Source organism: Undibacterium sp. GW821-FHT11B02 (assembly GCF_058808955.1).
In genome coordinates this window covers 288,076-302,630 of sequence record NZ_JBXASD010000006.1, presented here as the reverse complement: position 1 = coordinate 302,630, position 14,555 = coordinate 288,076, and the positions used below count along the sequence as shown (strand labels likewise).

The window sequence follows — 14,555 nt, the reverse complement described above, 5'->3', positions numbered from 1 at the left end:
TCAGCCTTTCGTTGCAGCGGCCAAAGCCTGTGTGAATGCTTCGTTCGTGCGGGCGGCAGCTTCGGAGCCGACCTCGTCCGCCAAGGCGCGTATCAGCTGATGCAACTGCGCTGCGGTCAAGCCCACGCGCAGGCTCGCCCGCAGGTGGGAGCGCAACTGAGGCTCAGCCCCTGGGGTTGCTGCGAGCGCGCCCACGGTCGCCAGCTCGCGGCTTTGCCAATCGAGGTTGTCACGCTCGAAGATATCGCCGAACAGGTGGGCCTGCAGGAACTGATTGATAATGGGTGCGAAGTCGAACACGGCTCCTTGTACCGGTCCGCCGGAAATCTCCGTCTGGTTCGCCCTGCCCACCGTCACCAGCTCTTCGCCCGTGGCAATCGTCCGGTCAGGCTCACGCCCTTGCGTGTCGTTGATACCACGTTGCTTGCGTGCTGCCACAACCTTCAGCAATTCTCCGAGCGAGTTAAGACTTCTCGGGAAACCCGCATAGGCATACAGCTGCACCAGGATCTCCTTGGCCTCGCTGAGGGTCAGGCCGGCATCGAGCCCTTGATTCAGCGCGGCGTTGAGTCTTGGCATGTCACTGCTCGCCACGAAGGCCGCGATCAGTGGAATGGCGCGCTGCCGGGCCGACAAGGTTTCGGACGAGGGGTACGCATGGGATTTGGTACCTACAGTGATACCGAGGTCCGCACTGCTCACGGCGGCCAGATACTCTTGATCGGTGACCTTGTCTTGCCAAGTCACCGAGATACCATTTTCCTTTTCCGCGATGGCGACATGCGTCATTGGGCCGTTGGGATCGGCACCATGCCAGTGGAGCACGTTCGCGGGAATGGTGACCACATCGCCGGGTCGGATCGCCCGTGGCGGCTGCCCCTTCTGCTGCACCAGGCCTGCTCCCGCCGTGACGATCAGAGTCTGTCCCAGAGGATGGCTGTGCCAGGCCGTCCTGGCACGCGGCCCGAAGGTCACCGTGGCGCCGCCAGCCTTGCCCGGCGCCAGTGCCTGGAAGGGAGCGTTGATGCGCACATTGCCGGTAAAGTTGTCGGCCGTTCCTGTGGCGACAGGCTGGGTCGATGCCGGGCGTACTTCGACGACCGGGGCAACTGCGGTGGCACCGACGGACTGCGCGTCGGCAGCAGCCACCGCTCCGGTCAGCGCGATGCAAAGGAGTGATTTCACGAGAGAGCCGTCCGCTGTTGAGCCTGCCGGTTACGGTGCGGCATGACGATGAAAAACCAAGAAACGAGCAGCGCCAGTCCGAGGAGCAGCGCGGCAACATCCATCACGACTGCAATACGGTGTGCGAGGCTGGGTGCATCTTGTGCAGCTGCAGGCGCTGCGCCGGCAAACACCAGCACAAGCAGTGCAAGCCCCAAGGCGCCACCGAGCTGGTGCGCTACATTGACCAAGCCCGATGCGGCCCCGGCATCTTTCTGAGCGACACCGGACACGCCTGCAGCCGTCAGCGGGGCCAGCAAAAGGCCTTGGCCAAGGCCAATCAGTACCATGGGCAATGCGACGCCCGCCCAATAGGTGGAATCGGCGTCCGCCTGGCCAAGCCAGGCGAGGCCAATCACGCCGAGAACCAGGCCAACGATAAGCAAAGCCTCATTGCCGAAACGGCGACCCAGTTTTGGTACTGCCATCGCCGACGCGAAGTTGGGTAGCGTGACAGGTAGAAAAGCCAGGCCAGCCTGAATCGGACGCAGATGGAGCACGCCCTGTAAAAACTGGGTGGAGAAGAACCAGAATCCCACGGCGCCGCCAAGGAAAAGCATGCGGGCGATGTAGGCACCAGTCCGCTCTCGGCTAGTCAACAGGCGCAGCGGCAGGATGGGATAGCTGACATTGCGCTCAATGAAGATGAACGCTGCGATCATCAGCACACCGCCAGCCAGGGCAGCCTGCACAAGGCCGTCCCCCCAGCCGGCGTCGGCCGCTCGCACTAGGCTGTAGACCAGCGCGGCCATTCCCATGGTCGAGCTGACGGCGCCGCCCACATCGAACTTTCCAGACTGCTTCTGCGTTTCGTCAATGTGGCGACGTGCAGCGACGATGAGGCATGCACCGATGGGCAGGTTGATGAAAAAGCCGGCGCGCCAGGAGACCAGGTCAGCGAAAAATCCGCCCAACACCAAGCCCAGGGTCGCACCTACCCCGGCAGCAGCGGCATACAGAGAAAGCGCGCGGGTTCGTTGAGGCCCCTCGGCGAAGTGAGTGGAAAGAAGCGCTAACGTCGACGGCGCCAGCACAGCGGCGCCGGCCCCCTGGATGGCTCGGGAGGTCAGCAGCCAGGTGACGGAAGGCGCGCAGCCAATCGCCACCGAGGCCAGCGTGAACAACGACAGTCCGAGAATGAACATGCGCCTGCGGCCCAGGATGTCGCCGGCCCGGGCCCCCAGCAGCAGCAAACCGCCAAAGGTCAGGGTGTAGGCATTGGTCACCCAGGACAACTGGGCAGCCGTAAAGCCCAGGCTTTCCTGGATACGCGGGAGACCGGTGATGACGATGGAAATGTCCACCACGATCATCAGGTAGCTGGCCACGATGATGGCCAGCACCGTGCCCGCATGGCGGGCCGGCGAGCTTGACGGGACGACGCTCATGCCGTCCTCAGATGTCGAGCTTGCGCTCGGACATCCATTTGACCATGGCAGGATCACGATGCGAGAAGAAGCTGCTGGTGTTGGTGTCGAGTGTCGCAATACGGGCCATGTCGGCGTCGTCGAGTTCAAAGTCGAAGATGGCGAGGTTTTCGGCCATGCGTTCTTTGCGCACGGACTTGGCAAGGGCGACGATCCCGCGTTGCACCAGCCAGCGCAGCACCACCTGGCCGACCGACTTGCCGTGTCGTGCAGCGATGCCCAGCAGCGCTTCGTTCTGGAAGAGACCGTTGCGGCCTTCGGCGAACGGCGCCCACGCTTCAACCTGCACACCGATTTCAGCCATGAACGGTGCCGCTTCCAGCTGCTGCTGGAACGGGTTAACCTCGACCTGATTGACCGCCGGCGCAATCTCGTTGAACGCCTTGATGTCCATCAGGCGGTCCGGATGGAAATTGCTGACGCCGATGGCGCGCAGCTTGCCGGCGCGGTAGGCATCTTCCATGGCGCGCCACGATCCGTGGACGTCACCGAACGGCTGATGTATCAGGTAAAGGTCAAGGTAGTCGAGTTGTAATCGCCGCAGGGACTTCTCGATTGCCTGCTGGGTGCGCTCGTAACCGGTTTCCTGGACCCACAGCTTGCTGGTGACAAACAGCTGATCGCGCGTAACACCGCTGGAGCGCAGCCCTTTGCCGACGGCTTCTTCGTTCATGTATGACGCGGCCGTGTCAATCAAGCGGTAACCGGATTCGATGGCGTCGACCACGCTGCGTTGACACTCATTGGCGTCGGCAATCTGGAAGACGCCGTAGCCGACGATGGGCATGTGAAGGCCATTGTTCAAGACGACATGTTGCACGTGCAGCTCCTCATGGGAAGTTCGATGAGAAGAAGTTTAGGCGGCGAACTGACATCTGAATAGTGACATTTAGGTTGATGAATTGGCATACAATTGATGATAATTTCGGTTACAGGAGGCCCTCATGGCAATCAACGAGCTTCGCTCCATCACGACCTTCATTAAGGCGGCGGAGCTGGGAAGCCTGCGCAAGGCGGCCCTGGCGCTAGGCATCAGTCCGCAGGCGGCAAGCAAGGCATTGGCCCAGTTGGAGGCGCATCTGGATGCCCGCCTGTTCCATCGCACCACGCGCGTGATGTCGCTGACGGATGCGGGGCAACGGCTGTTCGAGGACGTCCAGCCGTCCGCGCTGGCGATGCAGCGCGCGCTGCAAACGGCAAAATCTGCCAGGGACGAGTTTGCCGGGCCCCTTCGCATCACGGGGCCCCGAACGACGTTCCAGCCCATCCTCTGGCGCTTGGTCGAGGAGTTTTGCGACATGCACCCTGGTATCCAGCCTGACGTGCTGCTGGATGACCGTATCGGCAACTGGGTGGAGGATCGAGTGGATGTGGGCTTTCGCCTCGGGCCATCGCCCCATGAAGGGGTTATCGCGCGACGGCTGTTCCCGGTGCAGATGCCCATTTGTGGCTCACCTGCGTATTTCGAGCAGCACGGTGTGCCTGATTCCGTGGCGGCCCTTGCCGCGCATCGTTGCAGCGCCTATCGGCATCCAAGCACGGGGAAGGTGGTTCCCTGGCGTGTAAAGTTGGGCGACCAGATGGTCGACCAGCCGGTCGTACCGGCGATGTACAGCAACGACGAGCTATTTGAACTGCAAGCAGTCTTGGCCGGCAAAGTGATCGGACAGCTCGCTGGTGTAACGGCGGCGCCCTACATCCGGTCGGGCCACCTGGTTCCCATCCTTGTCAATCACATGCCGGACTATGCCAGCTACTTCGTCTATTTCGGCAGCAGGTCTTCGCAGCCGGTCCGCGCACGCGCATTCATTGATCTTGCCGTTCAGCGACTCAACGACAATTCGGAGTACGTGCTCACTGAAAGAGATTTACGGACCAATAGATAATGGAGAGCAAATAGGCGAAGTGCAGTCAACATGGCATGGCGTGACTATTCTCCGCGTGTCGCTTTCGGAGGTAGTGCTTGGGCGCTAGCGGTACTGAACAATGATGCCGTGCATGCTGAAGCAGTAGTTCAGTCACACGGGATCATTGAATTCTGATCGAACGCGCAGTCTCTGAACTGAGAGTTCGCATTTGGCGAGCAGTTTCACGTACTGATGAGCATATGATTGTGGAGGACGCAACCGTCGACTCCATCAGTTGCCCGCTGTGGCACGCCGAAACCCGCAACCGCGAGGCTCCTATGTGGCCCCCAGTCTACAAATTGGACATAGCCTAAATCTGCTCAGAAGCAGTCTAAACTGTTGGTTTATATGGGATTTCCGCCTCATGTCCGTTATCAAAAAAGACTTGACAGCGGACATTTTTTATTGCCTGGGCTGGTCGAAGTGCACACCGACAATCTGGAAAAACATCTGATGCCACGTCCGAAAGTCAGCTGGCCAGTCATGCCGGCGATTTTGGCACATGATGCGCAGATTGCTGCGGCAGGTATTACCACTGTGCTGGATGCCATATCCGTTGGCGATATTGACCCAGACAGCATACGCATGCAAAGCCTGCTGCCTTGCGTAGAGGGCCTGCGCGTAGCAGCAGATGGTGGTTTTCTGCGTGCCGAACATTTCCTGCACATGCGCCTGGAATTGGCAGAACCCGAATTGTTGTCCATGTTCACTCCCTTTATGCGGGATGAACGCCTCAAACTGGTATCGCTGATGGACCATACGCCAGGGCAGCGACAATGGACGGACCTGAGTCACTATCGCGTCTATGTGACTGGCAAACGAGGCTGGAGTGAACATAAAGTGGATCAGATGCTGGGCCTTTTGCGGGAGCGACAAGAGCGTCATGTTGCAGAAAACCGTCAACAAGTAGTGCAGTTGTGTCGTCAGCACACCCATCCCATACCGCTGGCGTCACATGACGACACCACGGCGGAGCATGTACACGAAGGGGTGGCAGAGGGTATCAGTATTTCCGAATTCCCGACCAGCCTGCTGGCTGCGCAAACGGCGCGGCAGCAAGGCTTGTCCATCGTCATGGGGGCGCCTAACCGCGTGCGTGGCGGCTCGCATTCAGGCAATGTATCTGCTGCCGAACTGGCCAGGCATGATTTGCTGGATATCCTGTCTTCTGATTATGTGCCCGCCAGTCTGTTGCAGGCGGCCTTCATGTTGCAGCAGGATGGATACAGTTTGCCCAAGGCGATTGCCACCATCAGCCATGCGCCGGCTCAGGCACTGGATTTGCATGACAGAGGGGCAATTGCTCCTGGCTTGCGTGCCGATTTTATCCGTGTGCGGATGTTGCAGGATATCCCGGTCGTTATGGGTGTCTGGCGGGCCGGCCAGCAGATAGCCTGAGTGGGATAAAAGCTTAGAACCTGTTCACGATCTGTAGTGAGCGGGCGTCAGCGGGATGAAGAGCAGCGCAAAAAGCGGAATGCACTCTAGTACATGAGCATTTTTGAGCAGCGCATGAACCCCGCGTGGCCTCTGATTGCGCCCGCGCAGTAAGATCGTGAACAGGTTCTTAGGCAGCTTCCATCAGCGCCTGAATGGCTGTCAGCGCCTCCAGCGCACCCATGGCTAAACCTACATCCTGGGTGAAAGTGACTTGTGGTTCGCGTGCATTAATGCGCAACAAGCGGCCACCGTGCTGCGACACCACACGCTGGCTGAAATTGCGCACCGTAGGGATAGTCGTGCCAGCACCCAGTTCGATCACCAGCGGGCGGGATACTTTGCCCAGCCAGCTTTCTTGCTGTGCATATTGTTGCCTTTGGCGCTGATCATTCCAGTCCCAGTCATCAAACATCAGAATATTCGGTCTGGCTATACCACCGCAATGGGGGCAGGTTGGCGGCGTATTTATTAGCTGACACTGAACGGTGTCGACTTCCGGCCGGAAATCTGCCGCTGGCCAGATACTGTCGCGACAGGGTAACAGGCATTGCAGATAATGGATGGATCCATGGCATTCATAGACATTGTTCACCGGTATCCCAGCCGACTGGAAATGTCCGTCTACATTGCTGGTGAAAACCGATAGCCCGTGGGGCATGGCCTGTGCCCACTGCTGCAAAATATGGAAGCCGGTATGGGGGCGCGTTTGCCGGTATAGCGCCAACCTGTGACCATAAAACCCCCATGCCTGGCTAGGGCGACGCCTGAAAGCAGATGGACTGGCGATTTCGTGAAAGGGAATGGCCTGCTGACCAAGTGCAGGATAGGCTTTCCAGAAACCCTCAGTGCCACGGAAATCCGGCAGGCCGGAATCAACACCCATGCCAGCACCGGCGGCAATCACCAGCGCATCTGCCTGCGTAATAAGATCAACTGCCTGATGAAGGAGATGAACTGGGTGCATGGGTTACTTGTACGATGACTATCACTATGCTTTGCCGTGCCTGTCTGTTTGAGCTAGCACAGCTAAATTGTAAGTAAGAGTGAAATATATCCAATTGACAGTATATCCTGAGGCAAACTATCTTTTAAGTATTCATTTTGTAACCATGCGTGAAATGTGTGTGCACTTTGTATGTGGACTGTCATACATTTTGTATGGCCTTGTTCTTATTCGAGGCCTCCGCATGAAACAAATACTATAAAAAACATAACACTCTGGAGACACTATGTTGCGCAAATCATCCCTTTGGACTGGCTTACTGATGTTGCTATCAATGTCCGTGCAGGCGCAAGAGCCACCAATACGCATCGGTATCATTGGCCCGTTTACCGGTAAATCATCCACCGACATGGGGGAAAGCATCCGGGGTGGTGCCCATGTGTTTCTGGCCGATATCAACCAGATAGGCGGCGTCATGGGGCGACGTATAGAACTGGTCGAGCGTGACGACCAGGCCAAACCGGATGTGGGTGTGGCACTGGCGAAGGAATTGATTACAAAAGAAAAGGTCGTGGCAGTAGTCGGTTTTGCCAATACTGGTGTTGCACTGCCTTCGGCCAAGATATTTCAGGATGCGAAAATCCCGCTGATCATTAGTGCAGCCACTGGTGCGGCAGTGACCAAGCAATACATGCCCCCTGCTGTTCCAAGTAGTTATATTTTCCGGCTGGCGGCCAGTGATAATCTGCAGCCTGCAGTGATACTGAATGATGTCATAGACAAGCGCAAGCTGACACAGGTCGCAGTATTGCATGACGACACGCCTTACGGCCAGTTTGGCAAGGATAATCTGCTGGCGGAAATGCAGCGCCGCAAAATAACGCCAGTCGCCATAGAAAGCTTCAAGATCGGCGATCAGGACATGACGGCGCAATTGACACGCGCCAAACAGGCCGGTGCACAGATCGTCATTCTGTATTGCCTCAGTACGGAAGCGGCGATGGTGGCCAATAGTGTCAGCAAGGCCAGGTTGAATCTGCCGCTGGTGGGATCCTGGACGTTGTCGCAACGCAGTTTTGTAGAACTGGCTGGTAATAATGCTGAGGGTGCACGCATGTCAGTCACCTTCATAGAAAATGAAGCCAGCAATCGCAGCAGCAGTTTTTCAGCCAGTTACCTACACGTTAATAATGTCAAATCCATTCCGTCAGCTGTAGCTGCTGCACAAACCTATGATGCCCTGAGAATACTGACGCTGGCGCTGATGCAGGCGAATTCCACAGAAGGGGACCAAATCAAAGCAGCGCTGGAAGATATGAAATACGATGCTACCTCCACAGTGATTTCGCGCTACAAGAAACCTTTTTCCAAAAACGATCATGAGGCCATTTCCCAGAACATGATTTTTATCGGGGAAATTCGCAAGGGCCATGTTGGCTATGCCTATCGCGAAGATGCCAATAGTAGCCTCATCGTACGCACCAAATAAATCCTCCCCCTGATCTTTTGTGGAGACTGATTTGCAGATGCAGATCAGTCTCTTCTTCGCTTTGCTGCTTCTGTTGCCGCCTCAATATTTCCTGTGTGCACGACAAGAAAACTTAACTAAATTTAACTTCAGCTTAGTTAGCATTCGGCTATCCTATTCACTTTCAGGCATGCATGGCCATGCATGCCCAGTCCCTGATTGAGTGCTGCTTGCATATGTCGTCACGCGTGTCAGGATGAGGGGCATCTTTAGAATAAGGAAGCTTGCATATGAGTAAGGAAACAATCCGTCAGGTACTGAAGGACCATGGCAAATTTTCTGCCGGCATAGATACCCTGGCTGACGATGCCGATCTTTACGAAGCTGGAATGACTTCACATGCGAGTGTGAATGTCATGCTGGCACTGGAAGATGCATTTGATCTTGAATTTCCAGATCGCATGCTTAAGCGTAGCGTGTTTGAAAGCATCAATGCGATACACACAGCCGTACAAGAATTGACTGCCTGATATGGATACTTTATCCCCACTGCGGCAGGCAGCAAGGCTGGTGGCAAAAGAATTTGCGACACCTCATGCGGATGTTGTGGACCAGGAAGCCCGTTTTCCAACCGAAGCCGTTAATGCGCTGAAACGTGAAAAATTGTTGAGTGCCTACGTGCCAGTTGAACTGGGTGGTGCAGGCATTGGCCTGACAGAGCTGGTAGATATTGTCGAAATTCTGGCGCGTGAATGTGCGGCGACGGCAATGATTTTTGCCATGCATCAGATACAGGTCATCAGCATCGTGCGGCATGCCATGCATAGTGACTGGTATAGAAATTATCTGCGTGAGCTGGTCGCGCATCAATACCTGATTGCCTCGGTGACTTCGGAAGTCGGCGTCGGTGGTGAAATGCGACGCAGCAACTGTGCGGTGGAAATCAGTGGCGAACGTTTTAAACTGATCAAGGATGCGACCACCATTTCATATGGTGCGCAAGCCGACGATTTGCTGGTGACCGCCAGACGTAACCCTGATGCAGCAAACAGCGACCAGTCACTGATACTGGTACGCAAAGCTGATTACACACTGGAACAAAAAGGTGGCTGGGATACCATGGGCATGCGCGGTACCTGCAGCCCACCTTTCCTGATGAGTTCGACCGGTGATGTCGCGCAGATCATCGATGTACCCTTTGGTGACATGTCGGCACAGACCATCGTGCCGGTGTCCCACTTATTATGGGGTGGTTGCTGGATGGGTTGTGCTGCGGCAGCGGTCAACAAGGCCAGGGCTTTTGTCCGTGGTCAGGCCCGCGCCAATCCCGGCACCGTGCCACCGACGGCTTTACGTCTGGCGGAACTGGTCAGCATGATGCAAAGCTTGCGTACGTCGGTACAAGCCTGCCTGACCGAATATGAAGCCCTGTCAGTCGCAGACGATGCCGCAGTGGGTACTTTGACTTCGATGGGCTATTCGCTGAAGATGAATAATCTGAAGATAGATGCGACCCAGGCGCTGCCGCTGATCGTCACCAAGGCCTTATCCATCTGCGGCATACTCGGCTATAAAAACGACAGTAAATTCAGTATGAGCCGTCACCTGCGTGATGCACATTCGGCTGCCATCATGGTTGGTAACGACCGCATTCTGGCGACTAATGCCAATTTGCTGCTGGTACTGAAAGACGATTAGGAGAGGTGCACGATGTCTATCGATTTTTCTCCCGAAGGGCTGACCGATGATCTGGTTGCCGCCGGTCATATCATCCCCGTCGGTGTGCAAGGCATTTTCGGTCGCGGCCCGGTGTTTGAAGATGTGTTGCGCCGCTTCGATGATTATGTCAGTCGCGTGGCTGCGGATGATGGTGCAGTCAAAATGTCGTTTCCCCCCTGTCTTGATCGCAAGGTGCTGGAGCGTAGTGAATACCTGGATTCTTTCCCGCAACTGGCCGGTACCATATTCAGTTTTACCGGTACCGAAGCGCAGCACAAGGAACTGATAGAAAACGTGCATGAAGGCCGCCCCTGGACGCATTTGCAAACCATGACGGCTGTCTGCCTGACGCCGGCTGCATGCTATCCGGTGTATCCCAGTTTTAGCGGTACCGTCCCTGCAGAAGGGCGCTTGGTGGATATGCAAAACTGGGTATTCAGAAATGAGCCATCGCCAGAACCGACCCGCATGCAATCTTTCCGCGTGCGTGAATTCGTGCGGGTAGGTACACCAGAAATGGTGGTTACCTGGCGTGATATCTGGTTGCAGCGTGGTCTGGATATTTTAAAGTCTTTGGGTTTGCCAGCGCATTCGGATGTGGCTTCTGACCCTTTCTTTGGCCGTGGTGGGCGCATGCTGGCCGCCAATCAGCGTGAACAGCAATTGAAATTTGAAGTGCTGGTACCTGTGATATCAGAAGCTAAGCCAACCGCTGTCTGCTCCTTCAATTATCACCAGGACCATTTCGGCAAGCTGTTTGAGATTTATCAGCAAAATGGTGAACTGGCCCACACCGCCTGTCTGGGCTTTGGCCTGGAACGTATCGTCATGGCCTTGTTCAAGACCCATGGCATGCAGCCGGCAAGCTGGCCGCAGGCTACCCGCGACTTATTGTGGTCATGATGTGACCATGACTCTGCACGCCTTACCAAAAATTCTTGCCAGTAATTATCAAGCGCATGCCTTGCACGGCGCTGATCGCGCCTGGGCGGAAACCAATTGTTATATCGATGTCTGGATAGAAGTCTTGCATGCGCAAGGCTTGAATCCGCTGGCTTGTCTGTCCATGGTCTTCGCCAATGATTTTGATGGCGACCAGTGGACCTTTTACAAGCCACCGCATGAAGACCTGTTTGCGCTGTACGGTATTGATGTGCAGGAACTGAATGTCTGGCGTGGCTTGCTCAGCAATGCCAGTGCACAGCTTGGCCTTGGCCGTCTGGTATTGACCGAAACGGATTCTTTTTACCTGCCGGATACTGCAGGTACTGATTACCGCAGCAATCACGTCAAGACCACCATCGCGATACAGGAAATCGATCTGGAAAACCGCAAGCTCGGCTATTTCCATAACAGCAGCTACCATGAATTGCAGGGTGAGGATTTTGTCGAAACCTTTCGTGTGGACAAACCGCATGACCCGGCCTTCATGCCCTTGTTTGCGGAATTCGTGCGCCTCGATCATGTGCAGCAAAGGACGGATGCAGAACTGGCAGCCATCTCCTTACCGCTCTTGTGTAAATACCTGGCCAGACGCCCGCGCAATAATCCTGTCAGCCTTTTCCAGCCTGTGTTTTTGCACGACGTAGAGCAATTGAAAGAAGAAGGCATGACTGCCTATCATGCCTATGCTTTCGCCTGCCTGCGTCAACTGGGGGCCGGTTTTAGCCTGGGTGCCCATTACCTGCACTGGCTGCAACAACATCAGCCCTTGCAGTTTGACGCGGCAGCAACCGAATTTGAAGCCATATCCGAGCTCACCAAAACCTTGTTGCTGAAAACCGCCAGAGCCGTCATGGGGAAAAAAGCGGTGGATCTGGCCCCGTTGCTGGAACAACTGGCGACACACTGGCAACAAGGCATGGATGCGCTGGACCGTAGTCTGGCCAAGGGATGATCATACGGATATGACCAGGCAGACACGCATTCCCCTGACTGAAAACTGGCAAGCGATACAGCTTGCCAGTGGTAGTCAGGTTTTGCCTTCGACCTTGCCTTCAGTCTTGCAGGCAGCCGGGTTGACCTGTTTGCCGGCGCAGGTGCCGGGCACCATTGCCGGTGCGCTGCGTGCGGCTGGACAGTTTGTGTATGACAAAGACAATTTCGATGAAGTCGATGTCTGGTATTTCTGCGATCTTGATTTGCCTGAGCATGCAGCCTGCCTGCATTTTGAAGGCCTGGCCACCCATGCCGAAGTGTATTGGAACGACAGTCTGATTTTGCGCAGCGATAATATGTTCATCACCCACAGCGTTGATCTGGCTGCGCATACGCTGAGTGGAAAAGGACGTTTGAGCATACGTTTTGTAGCTTTGAAAACTCAGCTTGCGCAGCGTCGCCCACGTCCACGCTGGAAAACCCGCCTGGTGGAACAACAGCAATTGCGCTGGATACGTACCAGCCTGCTGGGACGCATGCCAGGCTGGTCACCATCTGTCGCGCCAGTAGGGCCATATCGACCGGTTGTGCTGGAATTGCAAAGCCCGGTGCAAGTTGTCGACCAACAACTGACCAGCAAGCTTGACGGTGAAGACGGTGTGCTGGAAATTGAATTGACAGTGCATAGCCTGCAAGCGATTTCTGCCTGTTTCATCAAGATAGGCGGGCAGACAGAAGCCTTGAAGTGGCAAAGCCTGGGTGAAAATCGTTATCGCATTCTCGGTCTGTGTCGCATACCGGCAGTCAAAAAATGGTGGCCACATACCCATGGTGATGCAGCGCTGTATGCGCTGGAATTGCATATCCAGACGGTTGCACATAGCCAGATTCTGGACCTTGGACGCGCCGGTTTCAGGCAGATCAGGCTTGATCAGGGTGATGGTGATTTTCATTTGTATGTGAACGATGTCTCAGTTTTTTGTCGTGGTGTCTGCTGGACACCGGTAGATGTTATCTCACTGCAAAATGAAGCCGCCGGTCTGCGGCAGATGTTGTGCCTGGCCCGTGACGCCGGCATGAATATGCTGCGTGTGGTTGGCACCATGGTGTACGAGACAGCCGAGTTTTACCAGTTGTGTGATGAACTGGGTATCCTGGTCTGGCAAGATTGTATGTTTGCGAATATGGATTACCCGGTGCACGATGCGGAATTTTCCGCCAGCATTAGCCTGGAAGTACAACAGTTCCTGCAGCGTACTCAGGTTTCACCCTGTATCGCCGTTGTCTGTGGCAATAGCGAAGTGGAACAACAGGCGGCCATGCTGGGGCAGCCAGCAGAACTGTGGCGCAATGATTTCTTTGCGCAGACTTTGCCGAACCTGTGTCAACAGATACGCCCAGACGTACAGTACTGGCCATCCAGCCCCAGTGGCGGTGTCATGCCTTTCCAGCTTGATAGCGGTGTTGCCCATTATTTTGGCGTCGGCGCATATTTGCGCCCGCTGGAAGATGCACGTCGCAGTGGCGTGCGCTTCACTTCGGAATGCCTGGGTTTTTCCAATATGCCTGATGATGATTTGCTGGACAGCATGTTGAAAAATGGTGAGACAGTGGGACCACATCCGGCCTGGAAACTGGGCATACCACGCGACAATGGCACAGCCTGGGATTTTGAAGATGTGCGCGATCATTATATGGCCGACTTGTACAAGGTCGATCCTGCCAGCTTGCGCTATGCCGATCCGCAACGTTATCTGGCCTTGGCACGTACCACCACCGGTGAAGTCATGGCCAGGACAATTGCTGAATGGCGGCGTGCAGGCTCAGGCTGCCATGGTGCCCTGATCTGGTTCTGGCGTGACTTGAGGCCAGGTGCGGGTTGGGGCATGATAGACGCACATGGCAAGCCCAAGGCTGCCTATTATTATTTGAAGCGAGCCATGGCACCGCTGACCGTGTTCATGACCGATGAGGGCTTGAATGGCCTGGCCTTGCATGTCGTGAATGATACGGCACAGGTATTTGAAGGTGAGCTGGAACTTGACCTGTACCGCCATGCAACAAACCGCATCGCGCATGGCCGCATCAACGTGCAGGTCGCAGCACATGCGTCGGTCAAGGTGCGGGATTACGCGCTGCTGCCACACTTCATGGATACCACCTGTGCCTATCGTTTTGGCCCGGCCGGACATGATGTGGCGGTAGCACAGCTGTATCGTGCTGGTGACGCACAGGCGTGTGCCAGTGATTTTCATTTTCCTGGTGGATATCAGTTTGCCCAGGTGCCTGATCTGGGTTTGCATGCACAATGCACACTAACTGATGATGGCAATGCCATCTTGCATCTGAGTACCCAGAAAATGGTACAGGCGGTGGCGATACAAATACCAGGCTGGCTGCCTGACGACAATTATTTTCATCTGGCCCCCGCAAGCGAAAAGCAGCTCATCCTGCACGCTACGGGGGGCAAACAAATCCAGACCGGGCAGGTGCAGGCGCTGAATGCACAGGGCACTATCCGGATACAGATTCCTCAATAGCGGGCGGAC

At 55.7% G+C, this 14,555-nt stretch carries 12 protein-coding genes; 8 read left to right on the top strand and 4 right to left on the bottom strand.

Going from position 1 to position 14,555, the window contains the following annotated elements; genetic code table 11:
- From AC1RVX_RS14870 to AC1RVX_RS14860, 3 genes are read right to left on the bottom strand one after another with little or no spacing between them, the layout of a single operon-like run.
- Nucleotides 1-1,185, bottom strand: coding sequence for a (R)-mandelonitrile lyase (locus AC1RVX_RS14870; RefSeq protein WP_493217370.1), 1,185 nt, complete (start codon nucleotides 1,183-1,185; stop codon nucleotides 1-3).
- Entirely contained in the window at nucleotides 1,182-2,612 is a 1,431-nt protein-coding gene (locus AC1RVX_RS14865; RefSeq protein WP_493217369.1) for an MFS transporter, read from the bottom strand. The genes AC1RVX_RS14870 and AC1RVX_RS14865 overlap by 4 nt, the downstream gene beginning before the upstream one ends.
- Nucleotides 2,613-2,619: 7 nt before the next feature.
- Nucleotides 2,620-3,471, bottom strand: a complete 852-nt coding sequence (locus AC1RVX_RS14860; protein WP_493217368.1) for an aldo/keto reductase — start codon at nucleotides 3,469-3,471, stop codon at nucleotides 2,620-2,622.
- A gap of 124 nt (nucleotides 3,472-3,595) precedes the next feature.
- On the opposite strand from AC1RVX_RS14860, the gene AC1RVX_RS14855 reads away from it, so the two are divergent.
- Together AC1RVX_RS14855 and AC1RVX_RS14850 are read left to right on the top strand one after the other, a co-directional pair.
- Nucleotides 3,596-4,537 carry a LysR family transcriptional regulator gene (locus tag AC1RVX_RS14855; protein ID WP_493217367.1) on the top strand — a complete coding sequence of 314 codons (942 nt, stop codon included), beginning with the start codon at nucleotides 3,596-3,598 and terminating at the stop codon, nucleotides 4,535-4,537.
- 369 nt (nucleotides 4,538-4,906) lie between these two features.
- Nucleotides 4,907-5,956, top strand: a complete 1,050-nt coding sequence (locus AC1RVX_RS14850; protein ID WP_493217366.1) for an alpha-D-ribose 1-methylphosphonate 5-triphosphate diphosphatase — start codon at nucleotides 4,907-4,909, stop codon at nucleotides 5,954-5,956.
- A 169-nt stretch (nucleotides 5,957-6,125) separates the two neighbouring features.
- Here the strand turns inward: AC1RVX_RS14850 and AC1RVX_RS14845 are convergent, their stop codons facing one another.
- Entirely contained in the window at nucleotides 6,126-6,962 is an 837-nt protein-coding gene (locus AC1RVX_RS14845) for an SIR2 family NAD-dependent protein deacylase (RefSeq protein WP_493217365.1), read from the bottom strand.
- 265 nt (nucleotides 6,963-7,227) lie between these two features.
- Here AC1RVX_RS14845 and AC1RVX_RS14840 point away from each other — a divergent pair, with 265 nt between their 5' ends.
- The 6 genes from AC1RVX_RS14840 (at nucleotide 7,228) to AC1RVX_RS14815 (ending at nucleotide 14,546) form a co-directional block, all read left to right on the top strand.
- Nucleotides 7,228-8,430: an ABC transporter substrate-binding protein gene (locus tag AC1RVX_RS14840; protein WP_493217364.1), complete on the top strand. Its 1,203-nt coding sequence runs from the start codon at nucleotides 7,228-7,230 to the stop codon at nucleotides 8,428-8,430.
- A gap of 269 nt (nucleotides 8,431-8,699) precedes the next feature.
- Nucleotides 8,700-8,939 carry an acyl carrier protein gene (locus AC1RVX_RS14835; protein WP_493217363.1) on the top strand — a complete coding sequence of 80 codons (240 nt, stop codon included), beginning with the start codon at nucleotides 8,700-8,702 and terminating at the stop codon, nucleotides 8,937-8,939.
- A 1-nt stretch (nucleotide 8,940) separates the two neighbouring features.
- Nucleotides 8,941-10,107 carry an acyl-CoA dehydrogenase family protein gene (locus tag AC1RVX_RS14830; protein WP_493217362.1) on the top strand — a complete coding sequence of 389 codons (1,167 nt, stop codon included), beginning with the start codon at nucleotides 8,941-8,943 and terminating at the stop codon, nucleotides 10,105-10,107.
- A 12-nt stretch (nucleotides 10,108-10,119) separates the two neighbouring features.
- Entirely contained in the window at nucleotides 10,120-11,031 is a 912-nt protein-coding gene (locus AC1RVX_RS14825; RefSeq protein WP_493217361.1) for an amino acid--[acyl-carrier-protein] ligase, read from the top strand.
- 7 nt (nucleotides 11,032-11,038) lie between these two features.
- The gene (locus AC1RVX_RS14820; protein ID WP_493217360.1) at nucleotides 11,039-12,025 is read left to right on the top strand and encodes a DUF1839 family protein; all 987 of its coding nucleotides are present in this window, start codon (nucleotides 11,039-11,041) and stop codon (nucleotides 12,023-12,025) included.
- Nucleotides 11,994-14,546 carry a glycoside hydrolase family 2 protein gene (locus tag AC1RVX_RS14815; RefSeq protein ID WP_493217359.1) on the top strand — a complete coding sequence of 851 codons (2,553 nt, stop codon included), beginning with the start codon at nucleotides 11,994-11,996 and terminating at the stop codon, nucleotides 14,544-14,546. The genes AC1RVX_RS14820 and AC1RVX_RS14815 overlap by 32 nt, the downstream gene beginning before the upstream one ends.
- Nucleotides 14,547-14,555 lie beyond the last annotated feature (9 nt).

Excerpts from the sequence above, each read along its gene's own strand:
- AC1RVX_RS14840 (WP_493217364.1), top strand. The coding sequence starts at position 7,228 with ATGTTGCGCAAATCATCCCTTTGGACTGGCTTACTGATGTTGCTATCA.
- AC1RVX_RS14815 (WP_493217359.1), top strand. The coding sequence starts at position 11,994 with ATGCGCTGGACCGTAGTCTGGCCAAGGGATGATCATACGGATATGACC.
- AC1RVX_RS14845 (WP_493217365.1), bottom strand. The coding sequence starts at position 6,962 with ATGCACCCAGTTCATCTCCTTCATCAGGCAGTTGATCTTATTACGCAG.
- AC1RVX_RS14835 (WP_493217363.1), top strand. The coding sequence starts at position 8,700 with ATGAGTAAGGAAACAATCCGTCAGGTACTGAAGGACCATGGCAAATTT.
- AC1RVX_RS14820 (WP_493217360.1), top strand. The coding sequence starts at position 11,039 with ATGACTCTGCACGCCTTACCAAAAATTCTTGCCAGTAATTATCAAGCG.
- AC1RVX_RS14825 (WP_493217361.1), top strand. The coding sequence starts at position 10,120 with ATGTCTATCGATTTTTCTCCCGAAGGGCTGACCGATGATCTGGTTGCC.
- AC1RVX_RS14865 (WP_493217369.1), bottom strand. The coding sequence starts at position 2,612 with ATGAGCGTCGTCCCGTCAAGCTCGCCGGCCCGCCATGCGGGCACGGTG.
- AC1RVX_RS14850 (WP_493217366.1), top strand. The coding sequence starts at position 4,907 with ATGGGATTTCCGCCTCATGTCCGTTATCAAAAAAGACTTGACAGCGGA.
- AC1RVX_RS14830 (WP_493217362.1), top strand. The coding sequence starts at position 8,941 with ATGGATACTTTATCCCCACTGCGGCAGGCAGCAAGGCTGGTGGCAAAA.
- AC1RVX_RS14855 (WP_493217367.1), top strand. The coding sequence starts at position 3,596 with ATGGCAATCAACGAGCTTCGCTCCATCACGACCTTCATTAAGGCGGCG.